Genomic DNA, 26262 nt, shown 5'->3' on the forward strand with positions numbered 1-26262 from the left:
ACGGTTTTTTTATCAATCAATATATTTCTATAATTTTTGTATCATTAAAAGCAATTACATCTCCAACACTACTTCCCAATAATTGTTTACCTATTGGTGAATTAATTGAAACGGCAAAATAGTCTATATTTTTAATAAGAATTTTACCTGCGCTTATTGCTAAATAATAAGTAGCTTTGTTGGTAATCACAACACTTCCTAAGCAACTTACTTTAGATGTTTTTCCAATAGATATTTTATTCAAAACTTCTTTCATTTGTTGTACTGAAGCTAATTGTTGACTAGCTTTTTCCATTTCTAATTGTAACATAGCTCTTCCCGTTTCATGCTTATCTCCTGCAGAACTCTTAGTTTCAGATAGCAGTGCTTTTTGATTCGAGTTCATCATTTGTTTAATGGTAAGCGATCTGTTATTTACAAATTGTAAACAAGCTTCAAATAATTGTTGTTTTATTTTTAATGAATCTTTCATAATTAGTTGGTAAAAATAATTTATAATCTCATTAAAAACTTAAAAACCTATATAAATAGCAATTACAATCGCTATTGCACCAACAAATAATATGGCTATTACAAACCTAAAAATAAACTTTAACCATTTATTAAAAGGAATTCCTGCAATAGCTATGACAGCCATTAATGCTCCTTGAGTTGGAAAAACTAAATCCATCATTACAGCTCCATATTGATAGGCTAATACACAAACTTGACGAGAAATTCCTATTAAGTCTGATAAAGGTGCCAAAACAGGCATTGTTAAAATTGCTTGACCCGAATAACTTGAAACAGGAAAGTGTAATAAAGATTGAGAAATCATCATTGAAATAGCAGCCAAACTTTTTGGTAAATATTGCATAGGTGTAAAAAGACCATAAATGATTGAATCTATAATTTTACCTTGTTGAAGGATGATTGAAATGCTACTAGCAAAACCAACAATCATGGCGGCAAAAACCAATTCTTTAAAACCCTCAATATAAGTTTCAATAGTGCCATTCATTCCTAATTTACCTATTAAGCCTACAATAATTCCCAAAGTAAAAAACTCAGCCGACATTTCATTAAACCCCCAATTATATTTCATCATTCCAATGATTAGCACAACAAATGCTAACCCTACTAATGCTAAAATTATAATACTTCTTAAACTTATTTTTTGGATTAATTCGTTTGGTTCAATTAGCTTGCTAACTTTATTTTTGTTAGCATATCTAATAATCATAAACATCCATATAATAAAAGCAAAAAGCATGATTAATAATCTATATACACTTCCTGATAAAAATTCTAATCCGGTTTCTTTTTGAGCAATTACCACTGCAAATGGGTTAATTGGACTAAATGAAGCTCCTAAAATTGCCGAACCATAACTAATTGCTATAGCAACAAAAGCATTATACCCTAATCGTGAAGTTAAATAAAGTAAAACAGGCATCATAGCAATAACTTCTTCTTGCAATCCACTTAAAGCTCCAGCAATTAAAAAAATTATTGAAACTAATATTAAAACCACTTCTTCTTTACCTTTTAATTTTATTGTTAAATAAGTAATCCCTTCTTTGAGTGCTCCTGTTTTTTCAATAATATAAAAACAGCCTCCTATTAAAAGAATCAATGCTATTAAATCAGCTCTGCTAACTATGCCTTCTGGAATAGCTAAAATGGTTTTGAAAACAGATACTGGTTCAGCATCAATAAGTTTGTAAGAATTTGGAATAACAGTAACTTGATTTGTATTTGGGTTAGTAACTCTTTGATATTCACCTTTAGGAATAAGATAAGTTAAAATTGCAGAGAGCAAAATAAAGCCAATCATAATCACCAAGGCATTCGGAAATTTTTTCATAGATTTAGTTAGTTTAGTCTTTATGAAGATAATAAAAAAATATAACCCTTAGGTTTTAGGTATTCTAAACAGATCCTATTATTTTTGGAATTTAGACAAAGTTGTGGAAATTACAGGAAAACGATATAATGATTATGGCTCATTTATCAAACTACATTTTGGTGAACGAGTTCAGAAAATATCTCTTGATATAGGCTTTTCTTGCCCAAATAGAGATGGTTCTAAAGGTTATGGAGGTTGCACCTATTGTAATAATAATACGTTTAATCCTGATTATTGCGAACCACAAAAAAGCATCAAAGATCAACTTGAACAAGGCATTGAGTTTTTCTCTAAAAAAGGTAAAAACAATAAATTTCTAGCTTATTTTCAAGCTTACACCAATACCTATTCAGATTTTGAGTCGCTAAAAGCTATGTATAATGAAGCTTTAAAAGTTCCTAAAGTTGTTGGGTTAGTTATTGGAACTCGCCCAGATTGTATTTCAAATGAAATTATTAATTATTTAAATCAGCTTTCAAAAAAATACTTTATTTCTTTAGAGTTTGGAGTGGAAAGTACCAATGAAAATACATTACTAAATGTAAATCGATGCCACACATTTGAAGATACAAAAGCAACTTTTGAAAAATGTAAAAATAAGAGCTTTCATCTAGGAGCTCATATTATATTAGGACTTCCAGGAGAAAATAAAAAAGATTTATTAAACCACGCAGTTGAAGTTTCAAAATTACCTATTGATACTTTAAAAATACATCATTTACAAATTGTAAAAAATTCTGTAATGGCTATTCAATACAAAAGAAATCCTGAAAATTTTAACTTATTTACCTCTAAAAAATATATAGATTTTGTTACCGAATTTATAAGTTATTTAAACCCTAATATTGTAATAGAACGCTTTGTGAGTGAAGCACCTCACGATTTATTAATTGCACCAAAATGGGGTAAATTAAAAAACTTTGAAATTGTAGCTAAAATTGATAAAAAATTAAAAGAAAAAGACACTTGGCAAGGTAAAAATTATACACTTGAACTTATTAAATAATAGTGTACTTTTAATTAAACAGAGTTTTGGAAAAGTGAACTTTCAAAAATTTTTAGTTTGGATTATTTTTTACTCTTTATCATACTAGCATTAGCTGCAGAAATTCTTGGAACCGTTGGCGGATTTGGTTCTTCATTATTTTTTGTACCTATCGCTAGTTTCTTCTTAGATTTTCATTCTGTTTTAGGAATTACAGCAATTTTTCATGTTTCAAGTAACCTAACTAAAATTGCTTTTTTTAGAAAAGGTCTTGATAAAAATTTAATGATTTGGGTAGGCACTCCAGCAATTTTGTTTGTAATAATTGGGGCTTATTTTAGTAATTTATTTAACTCCAAAATATTAGAAATTATACTTGCTTGTTTTTTAATAATTACAAGCCTTACATTTTTATTCTTTAAACAAATAATACTCAAACCAACTATAAAAAATTCTGTTTTAGGAGGAATCTTTTCAGGACTAATTGCAGGCTTAATTGGCACTGGTGGAGCGATAAGAGGAATTACTTTGACCTCATTTGGATTAACTATAGAAACTTTTATAGCTACCTCAGCTTTTATAGATTTAGGCGTTGATTTAAGTAGAAGCATTGTATATTACAACAACGGATTTGTTCATAAACACGATTTATATTTAATTCCTTTTTTATTAATTGCTAGTATTTTAGGAACTTTTATTGGTAAAAAATTACTTAATTATATTTCAGAAAATAGATTTAAATCTATCGTATTAATCTTAATATTAATTACAGGTGTTATCACCTTTTTAAAATTAACTATATTTAGCAATTAATATGTTGTATGTTTAACAAATGAAACTTCACAAGATTAAACACCTTTCAGAAATGCCTTGGATATTTATTCCTGGTTTATAAATTGAAAACAAATTCTTTAAAATTCAATTTATCTACTCATTTTAAATTTTTCTTATGATTTCAATTATTGTATTAGGCGCTGGTATGGTTGGAAGTACTATGGCAATTGATTTAGCAACAAAACACCGAGTAACAATTTCAGATTTAAATAACAATGTATTAAAAAAAGTTGCAAAAAAAGGTACAACTTTAACAACACTTCAATTAGATGTAACTAATAAAAAAGAACTTCAACAAGCACTAAAACCTTTTGATTTAGTAATTTGTGCCGTTCCTGGATATTTGGGTTTTCAAACGTTAAAAGCTGTTATAGAAGCACAAAAAAATGTTGTAGATATTTCTTTTTTTCCTGAAAACTCTTTAGAATTAGATCAACTTGCAAAAGAAAAAAATGTCACAGCTATTGTTGATTGTGGTGTAGCTCCTGGAATGGGAAACATCATTCTTGGCTATTACAACGAAAAGCTAAAACTAACTGATTTTGAGTGTTTGGTAGGAGGTTTACCTAAGGTTAAAAAATGGCCTTTCTGTTATAAAGCCCCATTCTCCCCTGTTGATGTTATAGAAGAATACACGAGACCAGCACGCTATATTGAAAATGGTACAGTAATAACTAAAGAAGCTCTATCAGATTGTGAGTACGTTGATTTTAAAGGCATTGGCACTTTAGAATCGTTTAATTCTGATGGATTACGATCTATTATTTTTACTATGCCACATATAAAAAACATGAAAGAAAAAACGCTGCGTTACCCCGGTCATGTAGAATATGTAAAAGTGTTAAAGGAAAGTGGTTTTTTTAATAAAGAAAAAATAACTATTAACGGAACTTCTATTTCTCCATTAGATTTCACTTCAAAAATATTGTTTAATGAGTGGAAACTAGGTGAAACTGAAGAAGAGCTTACCGTAATGAGAATTACATTAAAAGGATCCAACTCTAAAGGTCAATTAAAAACAATAGTTTACAATCTACATGATGAATATTGTGAAAAAACACAAACTACATCAATGGCTAGAACAACTGGTTATACAGCCACTGCGGTAGCTAATTTATTTTTAGATGGATTATTTGTTGAAAAAGGTATTTTTCCTCCAGAATTGATTGGTAAACATGAAATTTGTTTCAATTACATTTTAAATTATTTAGAAGAAAGAAATATACACTACATAAAAAAAGAAAATTAATTTATTACTTTTTTGGTAATATCAAAAAATAAATTATTTTTGTTGACTGATTAGTCAATTTTAAATGGATAAAAAAGAATTATTACTAGAAGCCGCTACCAAACTTTTTGTTGCAAGAGGTTTACATGCAACACCAACATCTGCTATTTCTAAAGAAGCAGGGGTTAGTGCAGGTATTCTTTTTCATTATTTTAAAACAAAAGATGATTTAATTGATGAATTATACCTATCCATAAAAAAAGAATTAAACTCTTCCATATTAAATGACATTAACAAAATTAATTCTGACATTGGAAAATTACGTTTAATATGGTCCAATTTATGGAATTGGGGACTAGATAATAAGCTGAAATTTAAGTTTTTACAACAAATAGATCACACTAATTGTTCAGAGAAAGTTAAACAACACCCTGAAATAATGGAAAAACAACAACATTTTAGAGCTTTCATTGAAGAATCAATTGATAAAAAAATTATAAAAAATATTGATATTCAATTTTTAATGAGTTCTATGTTTTATCTAATAGCTTCACTGGTTAATCATTTAACCATGTTTCCAGAGTTACGCCACAATCAAGTATTTATTGAACAAGCTTGGGAAATGTATTATAATAGTTTAAAACCTTAAAAAAATTTCTTTTTAATATTGAGTAAATAGTCAGTTTAAACTATAAAATTAGGATAAAAATAATTGTTAAAATATAAACAAAATTGAAAAAAGACAAAACCATTAAAAAAGTATTAAAAAAAATTATGATTGGTATTTTATCTGTTATTGGAATAATCTCTTTAGTTGGTATTACTTTTATAAATGTGAGCCCACAGTTTGGAGCTACTTCTAAAAATGGAAGTTTAGAACGCATTAGAAACTCACCCAACTTTTTGAATGGAGCTTTTAAAAATATAGAAAAAACAGTTCAAAATACTGGTTTTAAATGGAGTACTATTCCTCAGTTTTTTACAAATGGAAATAATAAAGTTCCTTCTAGTGAATTACCTTTAATAAAACTAGCAAGTTCTCATTTTAAAAATCAACCTCAACAGCCCAGAATAACTTGGTTTGGGCATTCTGCTGCTTTTGTAGAGTTGGAAGGACTAAATATTTTTATTGATCCTATGTTAGGAGATGTTCCCGCTCCAAGTCCAATACTAGGTTCAAAAAGGTTTCAAAAAGAGTTGCCAATTTCTATTGACTCTTTACCAAAAATAGATGTGATTTTAATTTCTCATGACCATTATGATCATTTAGACTATGGGTCTATTTTAAAGCTAAAAAATAAAGTAACTCAATTTTACGTTCCATTAGGAATTAAAGCTCATTTAACATCATGGGGAATTGATGAAACTAAAATCAAAGAATTTGATTGGTGGGAGAGCATTCAATTTAAAGAAATTGAGTTTGTTTCTACACCTGCTCGTCATTTTTCAGGAAGAGGAATTACCAATAGAAATAGTACATTATGGTGTTCTTGGGTTTTAAAATCTAAAAGTTCAAGTATCTTTTTTAGTGGAGATAGTGGGTATGGAAAACATTTTAAAGAAATTGGAGAAAAATATGGACCATTTGATTTTTCAATGATAGAATGCGGACAATATAACGATCAATGGGCACAAATTCATATGACTCCTGAAGAAACAATAAAAGCAAGTATTGATGTTCAAAGCAAACTTACAATGCCAATTCATTGGGGTGCTTTTAAATTAGCTTTACACAGTTGGAATGAACCAATTATAAGAGCAACCACTAAAGCAAAAGAGCTAAATATCAAATTTACAACACCTAAAATTGGAGAATCAATTTTATTAAATCACGACAATTTTCCAAATAGTTCGTGGTGGCTTAACAAAAAATAATAAGATTATGGTTTTAGTATTTAAAACAAACATTTTTCATCAATTAGAAATCCATGTTAGAGACCTGCTATCAACTTTTAGAAATATTTCAAGAATTGATTTTGATTTTGAAGACCGTGATAAAGTATTAAGAGTTGAAGCTTCAAAAGATATCAGTTCTGAAATCGTTTTTTTATTAAATTCAAAAGGGTTTTATTGTAAGGAACTTGAATAAGTTACTGCATTTAGTATTCTGTTAAAACTCAAATTTTAGCTGTACATTAATGGGTTTTTCTGGTTTCTTTTTTAAATGAATATTTAAATTGGTTACCGAAATTCCTAGTAAACGCACAGAATTTAAAACTTTTTCTTGAAACAATAATTCTTTAACGGTTTCAAATAAAATTGCTTTTTCTTTTACAAAATAAGGCAATGTTTTGCTCCTAGTTTGAGTTTTAAAATCGCTATATTTTATTTTTAAGGTAATTGTTTTTCCCGACACTTTAGATTTTATCAATCGGTTTTCTAACTCTTCAGATATTTTTTCCAATTTTTCAATCATAAAAATTTCTGAGGTCAAATTCTTTATAAAGGTATGTTCTGCAGCTACTGATTTTCGTTCTCTGTTTGGTTTTACTTTACTTTGATGAATACCTCTAACTATTTGATAATAATGTAAACCCGATTTATTAAAATTTCTAATTAAAAATTCTTCTGTTTTTTCTTTCAAATCCTTTCCATTAAAAATACCCAAGTTGTACATTTTAGCAGCAGTAACTTTACCTATTCCAAAAAACTTTTCAATAGGTAACGTTTCTAAAAATGAAATAACCTCTTCTGGAGGAATTGTTTTTTGTCCGTTTGGTTTATTAATATCTGAAGCTATTTTGGCAATAAATTTATTCACTGAAATTCCAGCAGAGGCACTTAAATTCAACTCTTCAAAAATTCGTTGTCTTATTTCTTTTGCAATTAAACTAGCCGAAGGATTTCCTTTTTTATTTTCTGTAACATCTAAATATGCTTCATCTAGTGATAGCGGCTCTACTAATTCGGTATACTCATAAAAAATAGCTCTAATTTTTTGTGAAATTTCTTTGTATCTTGAAAATCTTGGTCTTACAAAAATTAAATGTGGGCACTTTTTTTTTGCAACCACTCCACTCATTGCTGAACGCACTCCAAATTTACGAGCTTCATAACTAGCTGCTGCTACCACACCTCTTTCACTTTCACCTCCAACAACAATTGGTTTTCCTTTTAAATCTGGATTATCTAATTGTTCAACAGATGCATAAAAAGCATCCATATCAACGTGAATTATTTTTCGATATGATACGTTTTCTTTCACCTTATAAAACTACAAAACTTAAAATTCATTTATATAGTAACCTTTAATAAATTCATATATTTGTTAGATACATTTTAAACTAAAATTATAAGACTTTTTTATGGCAAAAAACCTAAAATACGCTAAAGATTTAATTAATTTTATTTACGATAGTCCTAGCCCATATCATGTAGTAAACAATGCTAAAAAAAGATTGATTGAAAAAGGATTTTCTGAATTAAAATTAACCGATAAATGGAACATTTATAAAGGTGAAAAATATTTTGTTTGCCAAAACAATACTTCTCTTTTTGCATTTACTGTAGGAACTGGAAACTTAGAAGAGAGTGGCTTTAAAATTATAGCCTCACATTCTGATTCTCCAACATTTAAAATAAAACCTTCACCTGAAATTTCAGTAGATAATAAATATATTAAATTTAATACCGAAACTTACGGAGGACCTATTTTAAGCACTTGGTTTGATCGTCCATTATCTATTGCTGGTAGGGTTAGTGTAAAAAGCGACAACCCTTTAAAACCAACATCTCATTTAGTAAATATCAAACAACCTATTCTTGTTATCCCTAATTTACCAATCCATTTCAATAGAAAAGTAAATGATGGCATTGCTTTAAACAAACAAATTGACATGTTGCCTGTAACTACCGTTGTGAGTGAGGAGTTAAATACAGACAACTTATTGGCAATCAAAATTTCTGAAGAAATAAATGTTCCTGTTAAAGATATTTTAGAAGTCGATTTAAACCTTTATAATTTTGAAAAAGGAAGTATTATAGGATTAAATAATGAATTTATTTGTTCAGGTAAATTAGATGATTTAGCAATGGTACACGCAAGTTTAAATGCTTTTTTAGATGCTCCAATATCAAACTCAACTAATATTTTAGCTGTTTTTGATAATGAAGAAGTGGGTAGTAGATCTAAGCAAGGAGCTGGCTCCCCTATACTTAAAGATATCTTAAAAAGAATAGTTACTGTCCAAAATAAAAATGAAGAAGAGTTTCAGCGTGCTATTTACAATTCATTTATGATAAGTGCTGATATGGCTCATGCATTACATCCTAATCATCCAGACAAACACGATCCTGTAACAAGACCTATTATTAATGGTGGACCTGTTATAAAAATTGAAGGAAATCAAAAATATACTACTGACAGCGATTCTAGTGCTGTTTTTGAAATGATTTGTAACAAAGCTTCAATACCTTGTCAAAAGTTTGTTAATCGCTCTGATATGCTAGGAGGTGGTACTTTAGGAAATGTTTCTGCAGGTCAATTAGCAATTCGCTCGGTTGACGTAGGAAATCCAATGTGGGCTATGCACTCTGTTATGGAAACAGGAGGCGTAGAAGATCACTCTTATATGACCAAGGCGTTGAATCAATTTTATAACTTATAGTTTAATTAAAAAGGGTTGCAAATATTGCAACCCTTTTTAATATCATCAATAAAATAATTTATTAAATAACACCTAAATCTAACATTGTATCGGCTACTTTTATAAAACCAGCAATATTAGCTCCTTTAACATAATTAATATAATTATCATCATTTGTTCCGTATTTCAAACAAGCTTCATGAATTGAACTCATAATTGTTTTTAATCTAGCATCAACTTCATCACTAGACCAATTAATTTTCATTGCATTTTGAGTCATTTCCAATCCAGAAACTGCAACACCTCCTGCGTTTGCTGCTTTACCTGGAGCAAATGGTAATTTATTGTTATGGAATACATCAATAGCTTCAGGGGTACAACCCATATTTGAAACTTCAATTACGTATTTAACGCCATTTTTTACCAACATTTCGGCATCATCTCCATTTAATTCATTTTGAATTGCTGATGGCATAGCGATATCGCAAGCAACTTCCCAAGGTTTCTTTCCTGGGAAAAATTTAGTTTCAGGAAACTCTTCGGCAAAAGTAGAAACAATATCATTATTTGAAGCTCTTAATTCTAATAGATATTCAATTTTATCAGCATCAAGACCATTTTCATCATAAATATAACCATCAGGTCCAGAAATAGTAATTACTTTACCTCCTAGCTCAGTAACTTTTAAAGCTACACCCCAAGCAACGTTTCCAAATCCGGAAACTGTTACAGTTTTACCTTCAAAAGTATCATTATTAGCTTTTAACATTTCATCAGCAAAATAAGTTGCTCCAAAACCAGTAGCTTCAGGTCTTACTAAACTTCCTCCCCAATTAAGTCCTTTACCAGTTAAAACTCCTGTATTTTCTTGCTGAAGTTTTTTGTACATTCCATACATAAAACCAATTTCTCTACCACCAGTTCCAATATCACCAGCAGGAACATCGGTATTTGGACCTATTAACCTCCATAGTTCAAGCATAAAAGCTTGGCAAAAACGCATAATTTCTGTATCAGATTTACCTTTTGGGTTAAAATCAGATCCTCCTTTACCACCTCCCATAGGTAGTGTAGTTAAGGCATTTTTAAAAATTTGCTCAAAACCTAAAAACTTAAGAATACTTAAGTTTACACTTGGGTGTAATCGAATTCCTCCTTTATAAGGACCAATTGCATTATTAAATTGAACTCTATAACCTAGGTTTACTTGAACATTTCCTGAATCGTCTAACCAAGAAACTTTAAAAGTTAAAATTCGGTCTGGTTCCACTAAACGCTCAATAATTTTTGCAGCTTCATATTGAGGATTTTCATTATAAATAACTTCAATTGATTCTAGCACTTCGTGCACTGCTTGAAGAAACTCTTTTTCTCCTGGATGCTTCGCTTCCAAGGAATTCATTATGTCATTTACATTCATGTTTTTTGGGTATAATTATATTTATTTTTTTTCTAATTTATTACAAATTTATTTCATAACAAATTTACTGAATTTTCTTTTATTTGCCTAAAAAAGATGTAGTTATATTGCTTATGTTATACTTTTTTCAAACACATTTTTCACTTTTAATTTATTACTAATTTGAAGTTCTTTCTTTTTAATTACATTTTATTTACATAAACCCATCTGGAGGTAATAAATCGATAGATTCTTCAATTATATCTTCATTTTCTTTTAAAACGAATCCTTCTTTATAAATAACTGCTTTGTTGCTTTTTCCATCCACCAAAATAGTTAAAAAGTTTTCAAAGTTAATATGTCTTAAATACTCATCTTCATAAGTTGCTTTTTGTTTATTTAAATAATCTATATCAAAAAAACCGTCTTTTATAAAAGGGTTTATGGTTAAATAACCCACTTTAAAAGAAGTTAAATTTTGAAAGAAATGAGTTCCTTGGCTAGGATCTATTCTAAAGTCATGCAGACCAGACTCAATAATTATTTTTGCTGAAGATATTTGCGGCCAAATAACAGGAATCCCCAACCAAGGATCGCTTGATCCCCAACGTCCAGGACCCACTAGAATATAATTTTTACCAGACTCTTCAAACTTTTTATTAATTTTTTCTACAGCAACTGCAATTTGTCTTGTATTGGCCGAATTAAATGTTTCAGGTTTTACATAAACAATATCGCAAATATTCTCGTATTTCCCATTTCCTAAAGCAGATTCAGAATAAATTATAGTATCTGAAAAATCGATTTTTGTTGGTAATTCATTGGTTGATTCTATACTCTCTACAATCGGTCTAATTTGCAAAAAACTAAATTCTTTAGGTTGTCCGGCCGGCACATCTAATTTAATTGCAAACTCCATTTCTATCGGATTTCTCATTTCTCGTTGTCCTACCCTCAATAAATCCTGTAATATTTCGCTTAACGGAAATGTATTGTATTTTAAAATATTATCAAATGTAATTACTCTAATTCCATCATGTAATACTCCAGGTCTGATAATATTATTTTGTAAATCGTAGGTCGAAGCTACATACTTTAATGAGCCATGGTCTTTTGCTTTTCTTAGACTAATTTTTTTCTTGTTTATGGCTTCGCTTGTAGAGGCTTTATAACTACTTGGATCCATATCTAATCCATAAAAATATTTTTGAGTTTCTCTTTGCGCAGTACCTGGTGATGATAATTGCAGTATTTTTTTGGGATGATGAGGAGAAAAACGCAACGTATTTCCACCGCCAACAATAATTTCACCTAAGCCTAAAGCAATATTAGCAATACCTTCATTTGGTTTTTCCTCTCCTAATGGATAAAAATTTATGGAACGAGCTACACCTGAAATGTTTGGATAATATACATCGTTGTATTTTTTTCCTATTACTTCTTGTAAAATAACCGCCATTTTATCTTCTTCAATAGTATGTGAAGTTGCTTTTAAATACGATTTACTATTTTGATAAAATGCAGATGCAATTACAGATTTTACTGCATTAGAAATCATTACTAACATTTTATCTAAATTGGTATTTGGAATCATATATGTAGCAAAAACTCCTGCAAATGGCTGATAATGAGAATCTTCTAAAACACTAGATGACCTAACTGCAATTGGGTTTTGTGACGTTTTTAAAAAGGCCTCAATATCGTCCATAGCCCATTTTGGAAGGTCTTTTGATACAAACATTTTTAAAATTTCTTCATCGTTGTTACATTTAGCAGCAAAACGTATTAGTTTGTGAGTTTCAATAAATTGGTCAAAAACATCGGTACTTATTACTACGGTTCTTGGAATGGAAATATTTACATTGTCGTATTTTTTAAATAACTTATTTCGTTTTAAAAAGGAATCAATAAAAGCTAAACCTCTTCCTTTTCCACCTAAAGCACCTTCTCCAATTCTAGAAAAACCAACATATTCATCGTACCTATTTTTGTCAAACTTTACAATTACTCCACGAGATCGATAAACTCGGTAGGCTTTTATAGATTTTATTAAAAATTCTCTAACTTGGTTAACGTCTTCAAAATCTTCAAATTCAATATTTCTTAACAAATCGGCTAATGGAAATAATGCTCTAGACTCTAACCATTTAGAATACTCACTTCTTTTAGCATGGTATACAATTGCTTCATTTGTGACCGCAGTTAATGCTTTTTGAAATTCACTTAAATCTTTAGTTATTGCCAGAACTTTCATTTGTTCTGGATCCCAAAACTCAAAATTTCCGAAAGAAAAATATTTTGTTATGTAATATTTTATATCAACTCCCAGTGTTTCAGAATGTTTATATAAGAATTTTCCTTTTAGTTCTAAAGTTCTTTTTTCATTATTTTTATCAGATGATTGAATTAAAAAAGGAAAATACCTTTTATAACTTCTTACATATTTTAAAAAAAGAAAACCTGCTTCAGGATTTCGTACTCCATTCTTAAAATAATTAACATCTGAAATAACTCCTAATAGCTTATCTTTGTATTTTTCAAAAAGGGTTATTCCTTCTTCATAAGTAGTTGCTAATAATATTTTAGGTCTACCACGCATTAGCATCATTTGTCTGTGTTCATTTAACCCTTCAGACATAAATGCATGGGTTTGTTTTAAAATAGTTTTATAAATAAGTGGCAAATATCTTGAATAGAACTTCAATGAATCTTCAACTAGTAAAATAGCTTTTACGCCAATATCACTAATATCATTTTCAGCATTCATTCTATCTTCCGTTAATTTTATAATTGCCAAAAATATTTCCACATTTCCATTCCAATGAAATACAAAATCTATAATTCCTGTATTTTCTTTTTGAAGCTTACTTCTTAGTTCTGATGAATAGTGGCTTAAAGCTGCAATAGGTACATTTGGGCAAGCTTCTTTAATTTGTTTAGAAGTTTCAAAAGCTTTGTAATTACCGATATCTAACCACGTTATAACTAAGTCTATTTTATTAGATTGAAGCATTCTAATTGCTCTTTTAGCAGAATTAGCATGCATAAAACTTGGAGGATATCTTAGGTGTAAAGCGGTATATTCATTAAAAATACGTTCATCAATTCTTCCATCTTCTTCCAACATATAATAATCATAATTTGAACATACAATTAATACTTTATGAATCCTATTTTGCATTAATTGATTAAACTCAAATTCTTCAAATTCATACGTTTTTAAATCTGGAAGCTGTTTGTTTTTCATAATTATCTTTAGTTTAACTTTTGCTAAGTTAAAATTTTCGTTAATAGTTTTATAATTATAACACTTAAAAAAAGACCGCCTTAAAAGGCAGTCTTTTTTGCGTAAATATAAATTTAAGGATTAAACAATACCTTGCGCTAACATTGCATCAGCAACTTTAACAAAACCAGAGATGTTTGCTCCTTTAACATAATCAATATATCCATCATCTTGTTTCCCAAATTTAATACAAGAATCGTGAATATCAGCCATAATTTTTTGAAGTCTCACATCAACCTCTTCACGTGTCCAATTAATACGTAACGAATTTTGAGACATTTCTAAACCAGAAGTTGCTACACCTCCAGCATTAGATGCTTTTCCAGGAGCATAAAGTATTTTAGCTTCTTGGTAAGCGGTAATCGCTTCTGGTGTAGATGGCATATTAGCACCTTCACTTACTACATAGCACCCATTTTTTAATAATGTTTTTGCTTCGCTTTCATTTACTTCATTCTGAGTTGCACACGGTAAGGCAACTTCACATTTTACAGACCATGGTCTTTCCCCTTTAAAAAATTTAGCATTTGGATATTTATTTATATAAGCACTAATTCTACCTCTTTTGTTATTTTTAAGATCCATTACAAAAGCAAGTTTATCGGCATCTATACCATCTTCATCATAAATATAACCTGAAGAGTCAGACAAAGTAACTACTTTAGCTCCTAATTGAGTTGCTTTTTCACAAGCATATTGAGCTACATTTCCTGAACCTGATATAGTTACTGTTTTCCCTTTTATAGTATCTTCTTTAGTTTCTAGCATACTTTGAGCAAAATATACCGTTCCATAACCTGTTGCTTCAGGTCTAATTAAAGAGCCACCCCAAGACATTCCTTTACCAGTTAATACACCCGTAAACTCGTTACGTAATTTTTTATACATTCCAAATAAGAAACCTATTTCTCTTCCACCTACACCAATATCTCCTGCTGGAACATCTGTATTTGGTCCAATATGACGGAATAACTCACTCATAAAGCTTTGACAAAAGCGCATAATTTCACCATCAGATTTTCCTTTAGGATCAAAATCTGACCCACCTTTACCACCACCCATTGGTAATGTAGTTAAAGCATTTTTAAAAACTTGCTCAAATGCCAAAAATTTAAGAATGCTTAGGTTTACTGTTGGATGAAAACGCAACCCTCCTTTATAAGGTCCAATAGCTGAGTTCATTTCAATTCTAAACCCTCTGTTTACAATAATTTCACCGCTATCATCAACCCAAGGAACGCGGAACATTAAAACCCTTTCAGGCTCCACCATTCTTAATAAAATGTTTTTGCCGTTGTAAATTTCATGGTTAGCAATATAAGGAATAACCGTTTCGACTACTTCTTCTACAGCTTGTAAAAACTCAGGTTCAAATTGGTTACGTTCTTTCACCAAATTCATAAACTCTTTAGTTTTTGATTCCATAATTTTTGATGTATTATTTTGAATTTTATTTAATTTGCTACACAAATATAGCCAATTTTTAAGGCTATATTTAAAATAATAAACTTTATTTACGAAAATATTTTAGTTTTCTAAAACGTTTTCGTAAAAGGTTATTTTAAGAATTACTTATACCTATTATAAATCCTTATTTATATATTTAAAAAGTGATATTTATCATTCATCTATTCATATTATTTATGAAAATAAAAATGCTTAAATTTGCATTCTAATTTTATACAAAATGTTAGATAAGGTAAAGGAATTGATTGAAGAAGTAGCAGCATTTAATGCAACTTCAAAAGATGAAATTGAAACGTTTAGAATTAAATTTTTAGGTAAAAAAGGAATACTTAATGATTTATTTGCTGAATTTAAAAATGTTGCCCCTACAGATAGAAAAGAATTTGGTCAGGTAATAAACACTTTAAAAAACACTGCCCAAGATAAAGTAAATGAACTTAAAGAAGCACTTGAGAAAGTTTCTGAACAAAAAGGTGTTTATGGTGATTTAACTAGGCCTGAAGAACCTATTGAATTAGGCTCTCGTCATCCAATTTCATTAGTTAGAAATCAAATAATTGATGTTTTTTCTAGAGTTGGTTTTACGGTTTCTGAAGGACCAGAAATTGAAGATGACTGGCATAATTTTACAGCACTTAACTTACCCGAATATCATCCAGCACGTGATATGCAGGATACTTTTTTTATTGAAAAAAACCCTGATGTATTACTCCGTACCCATACGTCGTCAGTACAAGTGCGTTATATGGAAAATCATAAGCCGCCAATTAGAACAATTTCTCCAGGTCGTGTTTTTAGAAATGAAGACATTTCGGCAAGAGCACACTGTATTTTTCACCAAGTAGAAGGTTTATATATTGATACCGATGTTTCATTTGCTGATTTAAAACAAACATTATTATATTTTACCAAAGAAATGTTTGGGAAATCTAAGATTCGATTACGTCCGTCGTATTTCCCATTTACCGAACCAAGTGCTGAGGTAGATATTTATTGGGGATTAGAAACTGAAACCGATTATAAAATAACCAAAGGAACAGGTTGGTTAGAAATTATGGGTTGTGGTATGGTAGATCCTAATGTTTTAAAGAACGCAAATATTGACCCAGAAGTTTATTCAGGTTATGCTTTTGGAATGGGGATAGAACGTATTGCAATGTTACTTTATCAAATTCCTGATATTAGAATGTTTTATGAAAATGATGTTCGCTTTTTAGAACAATTTAAATCAATCTTGTAATTTTCTTTATTTAAAATACTATTTTTCTTATGAAAAAAGATATTGAAATACCAGTGGTAAAAGATGTTTTTATGGCTGTTGTAAAAGAATATAATGATGAATTTAAATGTAACGATTGGAATGCTTATATTGTTAACAATAAAGCTGAACTTATTGAAATGGTATTAATTGTGTCTAAAGGATATGATGAGGACCAAATGATAGAAACAGCGGTATTGAGACATAAAATTGAAAAACTTCCTTCAAAATCTTACGCAAAAGTAGAGTTACTTCAAGAAGATGTATTAAAACTTACTAATTTTTTTAATGTTTCTTTTTTTGAAGGAACAACAATGTTCGATAAAAAATATGTGTTTAAAAAAGGAGCTATAAAAGAAAGTGCTTTAAGACACATTCCTTTATTAAATAAAAAAGGAATTATTGTACATTAAGTCAATTATTTAACCAATTATTTCTTGATTTTTGTTTAACAAGTAACTTTCCATAATAATTTTTAAATCATTTTTATTTATTGGTTTTGTAATAAAATCATTACACCCTGCATCAAACGCTTTTTCTTTGTCTTCTGTAGTTGAATATGCTGTTTGCATAATTATTGGAATTTCAGTATTAAACTCTCTAATTTTTTTGGTAGCTTCAAATCCATTCATTACTGGCATATTAATATCCATTAAAACAAAATCAATTTCACTATTTTGCTGACACATTTCAAGTGCTTCCTTACCATCTTTTGCATGTAATATATTACAGTCTACGTTTATCTTTTCTGTAATTATAATTTCAATAAATAAATAATTTACTTCTTCGTCTTCAACTATTAAAATAGTATGTTTTTTATTTTCTTTTGTTGATTTATCTTTTTGAGAATTATTATCTATTATATTATTAATTGGTTTATAAGGAATTGAAACTTTAAAAGTAGATCCTTTTCCTTTTACCGAATCAACTGAGATTATACCTCCTAAAAGCTCCGTATTTTCTTTAGCAATGGAAAGCCCTAAGCCTAATCCACCTGCATTTTGAGATAGTTCTTTTTCTTCTTGAGAAAACCTCTCGAATATGGTTTCTTGTTTGTCTTTATTAATTCCAATACCTGTATCTTTTACAAAAATTTCTAAGTTTGCACCAACCAATTGATAGCCAAAACTTATACTTCCTTCATTGGTATATTTTAAAGCGTTTTCTAATAGGTTGCTGAGTATTTTATTTAGTTTAGATTTATCTGTAAATATTGTGCTCTCAACATCAGAAAGTCCATTTTTAATGTATAATGGTATTTGGTTTTCTTTTGCTTTTAAATCAAAAATTGAGAATAGTTCTAATAGCAAATCGTTTAAACAAACTGGTTTTTCAATGACCATTACTTGTTTGGTTTCTAATCTTGAAATTTCAAGAATATCATCAATTACACGGAGTAATTGGTTACCGCTATTTTGTATGATATTGATAAAATAATTTCGTTTATCTTCAGTAATTGATGGGTCACTTAAAAATTGAGAAAAGCCTAAAATACCATTCATTGGTGTTCTAATTTCATGCGACATATTATTTAAAAACTCTGTTTTAAGCCTATTGCTTTCTTCGGCTTTTTCTTTTGCTTTTATCAGCTCAATTGTTTGTTCTTCAATTTTTGACAGTGCTTTTTTTCTAATGGTAATATCTCTATGAGAACCTAATATTCTCTCTACTTCACCTTTTTTATTTTTTATGACTTCAGCTGTTGAAAGTATCCAAATATAAGAACCATTTTTATGACGGAATCTGAACTCAGTAACATATTGTTTTTGTGGGTTTTTTAAATACTCTTTAAACTCATGTAATTTCACATCTCGTTCATCAGGATGTAAATGATCTACCCAAGTAGAAAATTCATTTTCAAGTTCATCCTTATCATATCCTATTTGTTTTTTGTAATAATTTGAAAAATGAGTTTTACTTGTTTTTACATTCATATCCCAAATTCCCAAACCAGATGCAGCTACGGCAAGTCTATAACGTTCGTCGCTTTTCTCAGCTTTTAATTTAGCAATGTTTAATTGTTTTTCAGCTTCTTTTATAGCTGAAATATCCACTACCGACACAATGGATTTTCCTTCAGAATCTATTTCAGACTTTATAATTGCTGAAATAACTTTCCCATCCATTCTTAAAAATTCTGTTTCACCATAAAACTCTTTTTTATTAAGTGCAACAGCGGTAATTTCATTTGCCAAGCTTTTAAAAGATTCTTTGGTATTAGTTTTTTGTAAAAGAACTCTTAATTCTTCAATGGATTTAGCTCCTAATAAATTAAACGTGCTTTTATTAACTCTTAAAATTTTAATTTTTGAAATGCACTCAATTAAAAAATCTTTATTTTTAATTAAGTATTTATTTAAATTTGACGCTTCAATTCCTGCATCTTTTATTAATTTTTTTACCTCTGAAAAATCTTCTTCCCATAAAGATATTGGGCTGTTGTCAAATAAGTTTTTAAATTTGTTTTTACTTTCAATATGAAGTCTGTTTTTTTCAGATAACTGTTCACTAAGTTTTCTTAATTCACTATTTGTTGCCTCTAATTTTAGGTTGGCTAATTTTAAGTTAGAAATATTGGTTACTAAGGCAAATGAACCAATACGCTCATAATTTTTATTATATATAGGTGAGGTATTAAATGAACAAGCTACATTTTGGCCATTACTTTTTAAAAGCTCAATTTCATAGCTTGTTGAAAGTCCAAATGCTCTTTTTTTAATTTCACATTTAAAAATTTTAGCATTTTCTTCGTCTACAAAGTCATAAATTGATTTGCCTATAATTTCAGATTCATCTCGTTCTAAAATTGTACACATTTTTTCATTAACCTGAAGCGTATTAGAATTTATATCGATAATCCAAAAACCTTCATTGGCAGTTTTTAAAATATTTGATAAGTAATCTTCTTTTTCTTTTAATAAATTATAGGCTGTTTTTAGTTCTTTTTCCGATTTTTTTCTTTGTGTAATATCTTCTTTTATGGCAAGAAAATTAATAATCTCATTCTTACTATTTTTAATAGGTGTTATTGTTGCTTGTTCCCAAAATAGTGTTCCGTTTTTACTTTTATTTTGTATTTCTCCTTTCCAATTTTTTCCACTTAAAATAACATCCCACATTTTTTTATAAAAATCTTTAGAATGTTTTCCTGAGTTTAAAATACTTGTATTTTTTCCTTGCGCTTCTTTTAAATTATAACCTGTAAGTTCTGTAAATTTTGGGTTTACATATTCTATATTTCCATGTATATCAGTAATAACAATAACATTTGCACTTTGTTCAACAGCTTTTGATAATTTAACATTTTCAATTTCTGATTTTTTTGATTTTGTCAAATCTTTGATAACACAAACTTTTAGTGTGTGGTTATTTTTAGATTTTACATTTCTAGATTCAATTTCAATAGGAAATACCTCTCCATTCTTTTTAATACCTTCCATTTCAAAAGGTATATCCATTTTATTAACAATATTACTTTTAATAAAAGAATGATATTTTTTTGGAAACAATTTTTCTAAAATGTCATTACCTATAAGTTCTTCACTCGAGTAACCAAACATTTTTTCAAAGGTTTCATTTATTTCAAAAACTTCACCTTTATTATGAATTAAAATTCCTTCAAGTAAAATATTTCTAAGCTTTTTATGCTTTAACTCATTTTCACTAAATAATTCTTTATAAATAGCTTTTTCAAGTATTTTTTCAACTTTTATGGCTACTATTTTTAATATGGTTTCTAAAGTTTGTGAGTTTTCTATAGGTTTAATATCCATAAAGGTTATTAAGCCAATAGGTTTTTTATTAGAACTCAAAAGAGGAATGCCAACATAACTCTCAACCTTCATTTCAACTAAAGATTTATCCAATGGAAATAATTGTTGAACTTTTGAGGAGTAACAACAAAAATCTTTATCAATTACAACATCACAAGGAGTATCTTTTAATTTATAAGTTATGTTTGGTAAAAATTTTTGGTTTCCATAAAAGGCTCGTGTTTCAACAGTATTTTCCTCTATACTGGAATAAGTGCTTATTAATACATATTCAATATTTAATAATTTTGAAAGAAACTTTACTGTTTGATTTAAAAATTCATTAATTGAAGAGTTATATCCATTCTTATAGATAAACTCTAACGTGTCATTAATGTATTTTTGCTGTATAGGCATTTTCTAGGGTTAGGGGTTAAAGCAGCAAAGATAAGCATATTATGTTATATACTTACTGACAATGGTCAATACAAATATAGCCAGATTTATAGTTGTTTTGTTTAAAAAAATAATTGTTAATGCTCTTACAATTGTTTGTTATTTTAGTTCAAAAAAGAAAATATTATCAGCATTGTCGTATCTAAAAGTATTTAAATATCCTTTGTTTTTAGAAATAAACACAACTCCCAAATCATCAAACTCCGAATTAAATACTGTTGCTTTTTGTGGTAGTTGCCATATTCCATTTATCTTAGTGATTTTAAAAATATTGAAATCTCCTTTTTCAACATTAATTTCATCAACCACTAATTTATCATTCATTCTTTTATATGTTACTTCTTTAACGTCTCCTTTAGAACTATTTGTTGAAAAATAAATAGTATTATTATTAAAAAATGTTGGGTTGATAATATCAAAATTTGATTGTGTAATAAAAATAGGTTTTCCTTTTTCCCATTTATTATCTTTTGTTCTCTTTAATTCTAACAAATGATTTTTTCCATTTTCATTTGACACAATAACCATACTTTGCCCATCTTTTGAAATTGATGGGTGCGCATAACTAAATTGATTTACACATATTGGTAATTTTTTTATTTTCTTAATTTTATACCCCTCTAAATAACCTTTGTATATCACTAAATTTTCTTGATTATTACTAGAAACAAAATCCTTTCCTGTAAAATAAATTTCATTATTAAAAACAGTAGTTGATCCAGAATAAAACTTATTGCTAACCTTTATTTTTTTCGATGTAGATTTTAAATCGGAATAATATAATTTATAAATTTTGTATTTTCCTAAGGAAATATATAATAGCCCATTTTTATAAATTGTTGGAAAAATATTTTCTTTTGAATTTTCTGAAATATAGGTGTCAAATATTCTTATACTATCTGTTTCAACGATGAGTGATGATTGTGCTTTTAGATAATTTAAGCACAATAAACATATAATAACAAGGTTTAGTTTAAACTTCATCAATGCAATTTAAGTTTTTTAACTTAAAACTAAGTTTAAAATGTGGCTAACCTTTCTCCAAATTGTTTTACTTTCTTCCAATTAGTATATTCAATTTTTGTGTTTTTATCTGTAGGTCCTTTGGTCATCCACATAATAAATTGAATCATAATTCTATCAAAAGTCTTGTATTTTTTATAATCTAACATTCCTGCAAAAACTTCTACAATTGTAGGTTTCCAAGTAATATTTTTAAAAAACTTAATAACATACGGATTGGTTTCTGCTGTATTTTTTTCTGGTTTACGTGCTACTAAGTTTACAGAAAAAAAGGCTGTTTTTATGGTATCTAATTGTGGTTTGTTTTTATTAATAAACTCAATAATTTTTTCATGATGAACTCCATACCTAATACTTGATCCAATAATTAACTTGTCAAAGTCTGAAATGTTTTTATTAAAAGTATCAATGGTAAATAAATCTACCTTTTTACCTTTTTCTTCTATAGTTTTTACAAGTTCATTGCAAATTTTTAATGTATGACCATCCACAGTAGCATAAATAATTCCAATTCTTTCGTTCATCAAAAAATCTTTTTAATTATATGCTCAAATTTACAAAACCTGCAATTTGTTTATGCTGACAAATATCACACCTAAAAATGATATAAAAAAGATTGAATGGAAGATGTTAATCTAATTCTTCTGTTAATTTTTTAAATATTTGTTTTGGGTTTTTATGCTGATATAACACCGCATAAACCGCATCGATTATTGGTGTTTTTGCTCCGTTTTTTTCGTTTAATAAATAGGCACTTTTTGCTGCATAATACCCTTCCGCAACCATACTCATCTCCATCATAGCACTTTTAACAGTGTATCCTTTCCCAATCATATTTCCAAACATCCGATTTCTACTAAAAACAGAATATCCAGTAACCAATAAATCTCCTAAATACGCTGAATTATTGATGTTTCGTTTCATCTTATGTACTTTTTTAATAAAACGCTTCATCTCTCTAATTGAGTTTGACATTATTACTGATTGGAAATTATCTCCATATCCTAGCCCATGGGCAATTCCAGCAGCTATTGCATAAATGTTTTTTAACATTGCTGCATACTCGGTTCCTATAATGTCATCAGAGGTTTTTGTTTTTATATAATCGCTCGAAATATATTTACTTAACATTCTGGCTTTTTTTCTATCTTGACATGCTATGGTTAAGTAAGATAACCTTTCCATTGCAACCTCTTCAGCATGACAAGGGCCAGTTATAACTCCAATATTTTCAATAGGAACTTGGTACATTTTATGAAAATGCTCTCCTACAATTAAGCCACTTTCAGGAACAATTCCTTTAATGGCTGAAAAAATTATTTTTTCAGAAATATTTTCTGATATTTTATCTAACTCTCCTTTTAAAAAAGCTGAAGGAATTGCAAAAATTAAAACATCTGCATAATTAACTAATTCATTAATATCATTAGATAATAACAATTTAGAAACATCAAATTCTGCTGAACTTAAATAGTTAGGGTTATGTTCATTAATTTTAATATAGTCTATTGCGTTTTCATTACGCATATACCAGCCAACTTCATTTAAATTTTCACACAACATTTTCACAATGGCTGTTGCCCAACTTCCACCGCCAAAAACGGCTATTTTAGGGTTTTTAATCATGTTGAAAGATTTTAGGTATCAAATGTAAAAAAACTTACTGAAACCAATCCTTAAAATTTAGTTATAATCGTTTTTATACTTTGTAAATACGGGTTTCCAAATAAATTTAAATGAATTAAAAGTGGATATAAATTATACAAATCTTTTCGAGTATTGAATCCTTTTTCTAAGGGATAAATTTCTTGATAGGCATTATAAAAATTCAAAGAAAATCCTCCAAATAATAAGCTCATTGCTAGGTCAATTTCTCGATGTCCATAGTATACTGCTGGATCAATAAAAACAGCCTTGTTATTTGCAGTACTAATATAATTACCACTCCACAAATCGCCATGAACTGCACTTGGTTTTTCCTTTGGAAAAATTGTTGGTAATTGTTGATATAGGTATTCAAATTTTCTAAGATCCCCTTTTGTAAGTAATTTTTTATCAAAAGCTATTTTTACCTGAGGTTTTAATCTGTTTTCAATAAAAAAGTTATCAAACTTATTAAAAAAGCTATTTTTTTGAATTAATTGTCCCATATAATTAGAATATTCTAATCCAAATTTATCGCTTTTATGTTGATGTAAATTAGCGAGTTGATGTGCAAAATTTTTCCAAAAATTATTGTTTTGAAATTCTTTATCAATCCAGCTTAACACTAAATAAATTTTAGAGTTAAAACTTCCTTCTAAAATAATTTTAGGCGTAATTGCTTCATTTAATTTTAAAAACTTCAGCCCTAAAACTTCTTCTTTAAATCCGTTTTTGAAAACCGATTTATCATTTATTTTAACAAAATAATTATGGTTGTTTGCTGAAATTTTATAGGTTAAATTAATTGAGCCTCCACTAATACTTTCCCATTTAAAAGTAAGGTTAGTATTTAACTTAATAGTTAATTGTTTTTCTATGTAATGCTGTAATTTCAAATCCATTATTTTAAAGTTACATCTTCTTATTGAAACTTAAAAATTATTTTATTGAAATGAAGTGATACTTTTGTACTTTTATAGTTTTACTTTAAAAACCCAATTTGAGCGCACTTAAACGATTTTTTAAGGATACTATTATATACGGAATTGCAGCAGTTTTACCTCGTGTAATTAACTTTTTGTTAGTAAAAGTTCATACAGATGCGTTGCCAACAAATAATTATGCGGAAAATACTAACTTTTACATTTGGATTGCATTATTTGCTGTTTTATTAACTTTTGGAATGGAAACTGCTTTTTTTAGGTTTTATAATGCCGAAAAAAAGAAAGATTCAATAGTATCAACTGCATTTATTAGCGTATTAACTTCTGCAATCATTTTTTTAATAATTGCATTTATTTTTTCTGATTTTTTTATCAAACTATTTGATTTTACAACGAATCCACTTCAGTTCAAATTATTTGTAGGAATTTTAGCCATTGATACCATAGCGGTAATTCCATTTGCGTATTTAAGAGCTTCTAACAGACCTCTTAAATATACTGCAATTAAACTGATAAATGTTGGTGTAATTGTACTTATCAATTTATTATTTTTAAAATTTATACCTTCATTTGTTGAACAAGGAAAAAATTTGCCTAAAATTTTAAATGAAACTTATAATAGTACTCCATTAGTTAATTTTATTTTTATTGCTAATAGTGTAGGGAGTGCCATTTCTTTAGTTTTATTACTTCCGTATGTTTTAAAGTTCAAATGGAGTTTTAACAACGTATTATTTAAAAAAATGGTTGCTTATTCTTGGCCAATTGCTATTGCTGGAATTGCCTATGTAATAAACGAAAACTTAGATAAAATTTTGATTGGTAAAATGATTGATAAAAACGCCATGGGAATTTATTCTGCCTGTTATAAATTGGCCATTTTTATGAATTTATACATTATGGCATTTAGGTTAGGTGCTGAACCTTTCTTTTTTAATCATTCAGGAGAAAAAACTGCAAAAGCTACTTATGCTAAAATTTTAAATTATTTTATTATTGTTGGTGCTTTAGTTTTTGTAGGAATTGTAATTTTTATAGACCTTTTAAAGCGTCCTTTTATAAATGAAGCTTATTGGGACGCAATAATAATTGTTCCAATTGTGCTGTTAGCAAATTTATTTTTAGGGATTTACCACAATTTGGCCATTTGGTATAAATTAACCGATAAAACTAGGTTTGCAATGTATTTTTCTATTTTAGGAGCTATAATTACTATTCTTGTTAATATAATTTTTATTCCTATTTTTGGATTTATAGCATCTGCTTGGGCTACTTTAATTGCTTATGCTACTATGATGCTTGTCTCATATTTTATAGGAAAAAAATACTATCCTGTTCCTTATAACCTAAAAAAATCTGGGAGCTATTTAGCTGCTTCAATTATTATTGCATTTATTTCTTTTAATTACTTTAGAGAAAATTATGTAATCTCCGTTGGGCTGGTCCTTGCTTTTGCTTTTTTAATTTATTTCAACGAAAAAAAGGAAATTTTAGCCCTTATTAAAAAGTAAA

21 protein-coding genes are annotated in these 26262 nt (G+C 28.4%); 10 read left to right on the forward strand and 11 right to left on the reverse strand.

The annotated features are described in order from the left end of the window. Positions 1-16 precede the first annotated feature (16 nt). Together Q0714_RS02655 and Q0714_RS02660 are read right to left on the reverse strand one after the other, a co-directional pair. A complete protein-coding gene (locus Q0714_RS02655) occupies positions 17-472 on the reverse strand; it encodes a 3-oxoacyl-ACP synthase (protein ID WP_298262760.1) in 456 nt (151 codons plus the stop codon). A gap of 39 nt (positions 473-511) precedes the next feature. Then, positions 512-1846 (reverse strand): Na+/H+ antiporter NhaC family protein, encoded by a 1335-nt coding sequence (locus Q0714_RS02660; protein ID WP_298262761.1) that lies wholly within the window; start codon positions 1844-1846, stop codon positions 512-514. A 103-nt stretch (positions 1847-1949) separates the two neighbouring features. On the opposite strand from Q0714_RS02660, the gene Q0714_RS02665 reads away from it, so the two are divergent. From Q0714_RS02665 to Q0714_RS02690, 6 genes are all read left to right on the forward strand, one after another. After that, a complete protein-coding gene (locus Q0714_RS02665) occupies positions 1950-2894 on the forward strand; it encodes a TIGR01212 family radical SAM protein (protein ID WP_298262762.1) in 945 nt (314 codons plus the stop codon). Between the two features lie 57 nt (positions 2895-2951). Further along, positions 2952-3686 carry a sulfite exporter TauE/SafE family protein gene (locus tag Q0714_RS02670; protein WP_298262763.1) on the forward strand — a complete coding sequence of 245 codons (735 nt, stop codon included), beginning with the start codon at positions 2952-2954 and terminating at the stop codon, positions 3684-3686. Between the two features lie 136 nt (positions 3687-3822). Further along, a complete protein-coding gene (locus tag Q0714_RS02675; protein WP_298262764.1) occupies positions 3823-4956 on the forward strand; it encodes a saccharopine dehydrogenase C-terminal domain-containing protein in 1134 nt (377 codons plus the stop codon). Between the two features lie 64 nt (positions 4957-5020). Further along, the gene (locus Q0714_RS02680; protein WP_298262765.1) at positions 5021-5584 is read left to right on the forward strand and encodes a TetR/AcrR family transcriptional regulator; all 564 of its coding nucleotides are present in this window, start codon (positions 5021-5023) and stop codon (positions 5582-5584) included. An 83-nt stretch (positions 5585-5667) separates the two neighbouring features. Continuing rightward, on the forward strand, positions 5668-6810 hold the full coding sequence (locus Q0714_RS02685) for an MBL fold metallo-hydrolase (RefSeq protein WP_298262766.1): 1143 nt from the start codon (positions 5668-5670) through the stop codon (positions 6808-6810). A gap of 7 nt (positions 6811-6817) precedes the next feature. Then, positions 6818-7024, forward strand: coding sequence for a hypothetical protein (locus Q0714_RS02690; protein WP_298262767.1), 207 nt, complete (start codon positions 6818-6820; stop codon positions 7022-7024). Between the two features lie 21 nt (positions 7025-7045). Here the strand turns inward: Q0714_RS02690 and dinB are convergent, their stop codons facing one another. Continuing rightward, complete coding sequence (gene dinB, locus Q0714_RS02695) at positions 7046-8140, reverse strand: DNA polymerase IV (RefSeq protein WP_298262768.1); 1095 nt, start codon at positions 8138-8140, stop codon at positions 7046-7048. 100 nt (positions 8141-8240) lie between these two features. Here dinB and Q0714_RS02700 point away from each other — a divergent pair, with 100 nt between their 5' ends. After that, complete coding sequence (locus tag Q0714_RS02700; protein ID WP_298262769.1) at positions 8241-9542, forward strand: M18 family aminopeptidase; 1302 nt, start codon at positions 8241-8243, stop codon at positions 9540-9542. A gap of 61 nt (positions 9543-9603) precedes the next feature. On the opposite strand, the gene gdhA (Q0714_RS02705) is transcribed toward Q0714_RS02700, so the two are convergent. From gdhA (Q0714_RS02705) to gdhA (Q0714_RS02715), 3 genes are all read right to left on the reverse strand, one after another. After that, a complete protein-coding gene (gdhA, locus tag Q0714_RS02705) occupies positions 9604-10941 on the reverse strand; it encodes an NADP-specific glutamate dehydrogenase (RefSeq protein ID WP_298262770.1) in 1338 nt (445 codons plus the stop codon). Positions 10942-11134: 193 nt separating this feature from the next. Beyond that, positions 11135-14167 (reverse strand): PEP/pyruvate-binding domain-containing protein, encoded by a 3033-nt coding sequence (locus tag Q0714_RS02710; protein ID WP_298262771.1) that lies wholly within the window; start codon positions 14165-14167, stop codon positions 11135-11137. Positions 14168-14287: 120 nt separating this feature from the next. After that, positions 14288-15631 (reverse strand): NADP-specific glutamate dehydrogenase, encoded by a 1344-nt coding sequence (gene gdhA, locus Q0714_RS02715; protein WP_298262772.1) that lies wholly within the window; start codon positions 15629-15631, stop codon positions 14288-14290. 262 nt (positions 15632-15893) lie between these two features. Here gdhA (Q0714_RS02715) and pheS point away from each other — a divergent pair, with 262 nt between their 5' ends. Further along, the gene (gene pheS / locus Q0714_RS02720) at positions 15894-16913 is read left to right on the forward strand and encodes a phenylalanine--tRNA ligase subunit alpha (protein ID WP_298262773.1); all 1020 of its coding nucleotides are present in this window, start codon (positions 15894-15896) and stop codon (positions 16911-16913) included. Positions 16914-16942: 29 nt separating this feature from the next. Beyond that, a complete protein-coding gene (locus tag Q0714_RS02725) occupies positions 16943-17344 on the forward strand; it encodes a hypothetical protein (protein WP_298262774.1) in 402 nt (133 codons plus the stop codon). A 9-nt stretch (positions 17345-17353) separates the two neighbouring features. Here the strand turns inward: Q0714_RS02725 and Q0714_RS02730 are convergent, their stop codons facing one another. From Q0714_RS02730 to Q0714_RS02750, 5 genes are all read right to left on the reverse strand, one after another. Next, entirely contained in the window at positions 17354-21100 is a 3747-nt protein-coding gene (locus tag Q0714_RS02730) for a PAS domain S-box protein (protein ID WP_298262775.1), read from the reverse strand. Positions 21101-21238: 138 nt separating this feature from the next. Further along, positions 21239-22123 (reverse strand): hypothetical protein, encoded by an 885-nt coding sequence (locus Q0714_RS02735; RefSeq protein ID WP_298262776.1) that lies wholly within the window; start codon positions 22121-22123, stop codon positions 21239-21241. Between the two features lie 35 nt (positions 22124-22158). Beyond that, positions 22159-22686: a menaquinone-dependent protoporphyrinogen IX dehydrogenase gene (hemG, locus tag Q0714_RS02740; RefSeq protein ID WP_298262777.1), complete on the reverse strand. Its 528-nt coding sequence runs from the start codon at positions 22684-22686 to the stop codon at positions 22159-22161. Positions 22687-22792: 106 nt separating this feature from the next. Beyond that, a complete protein-coding gene (locus Q0714_RS02745; protein ID WP_298262778.1) occupies positions 22793-23788 on the reverse strand; it encodes an NAD(P)H-dependent glycerol-3-phosphate dehydrogenase in 996 nt (331 codons plus the stop codon). Positions 23789-23838: 50 nt separating this feature from the next. Next, positions 23839-24708: a fructosamine kinase family protein gene (locus tag Q0714_RS02750; protein WP_298262779.1), complete on the reverse strand. Its 870-nt coding sequence runs from the start codon at positions 24706-24708 to the stop codon at positions 23839-23841. 98 nt (positions 24709-24806) lie between these two features. Here Q0714_RS02750 and Q0714_RS02755 point away from each other — a divergent pair, with 98 nt between their 5' ends. Beyond that, positions 24807-26261, forward strand: coding sequence for a polysaccharide biosynthesis C-terminal domain-containing protein (locus Q0714_RS02755; RefSeq protein ID WP_298262780.1), 1455 nt, complete (start codon positions 24807-24809; stop codon positions 26259-26261). The last annotated feature ends 1 nt before the right edge of the window (position 26262 follow it).

Source organism: uncultured Lutibacter sp., from assembly GCF_947493565.1.
GTDB lineage: Bacteria > Bacteroidota > Bacteroidia > Flavobacteriales > Flavobacteriaceae > Lutibacter > Lutibacter aestuarii.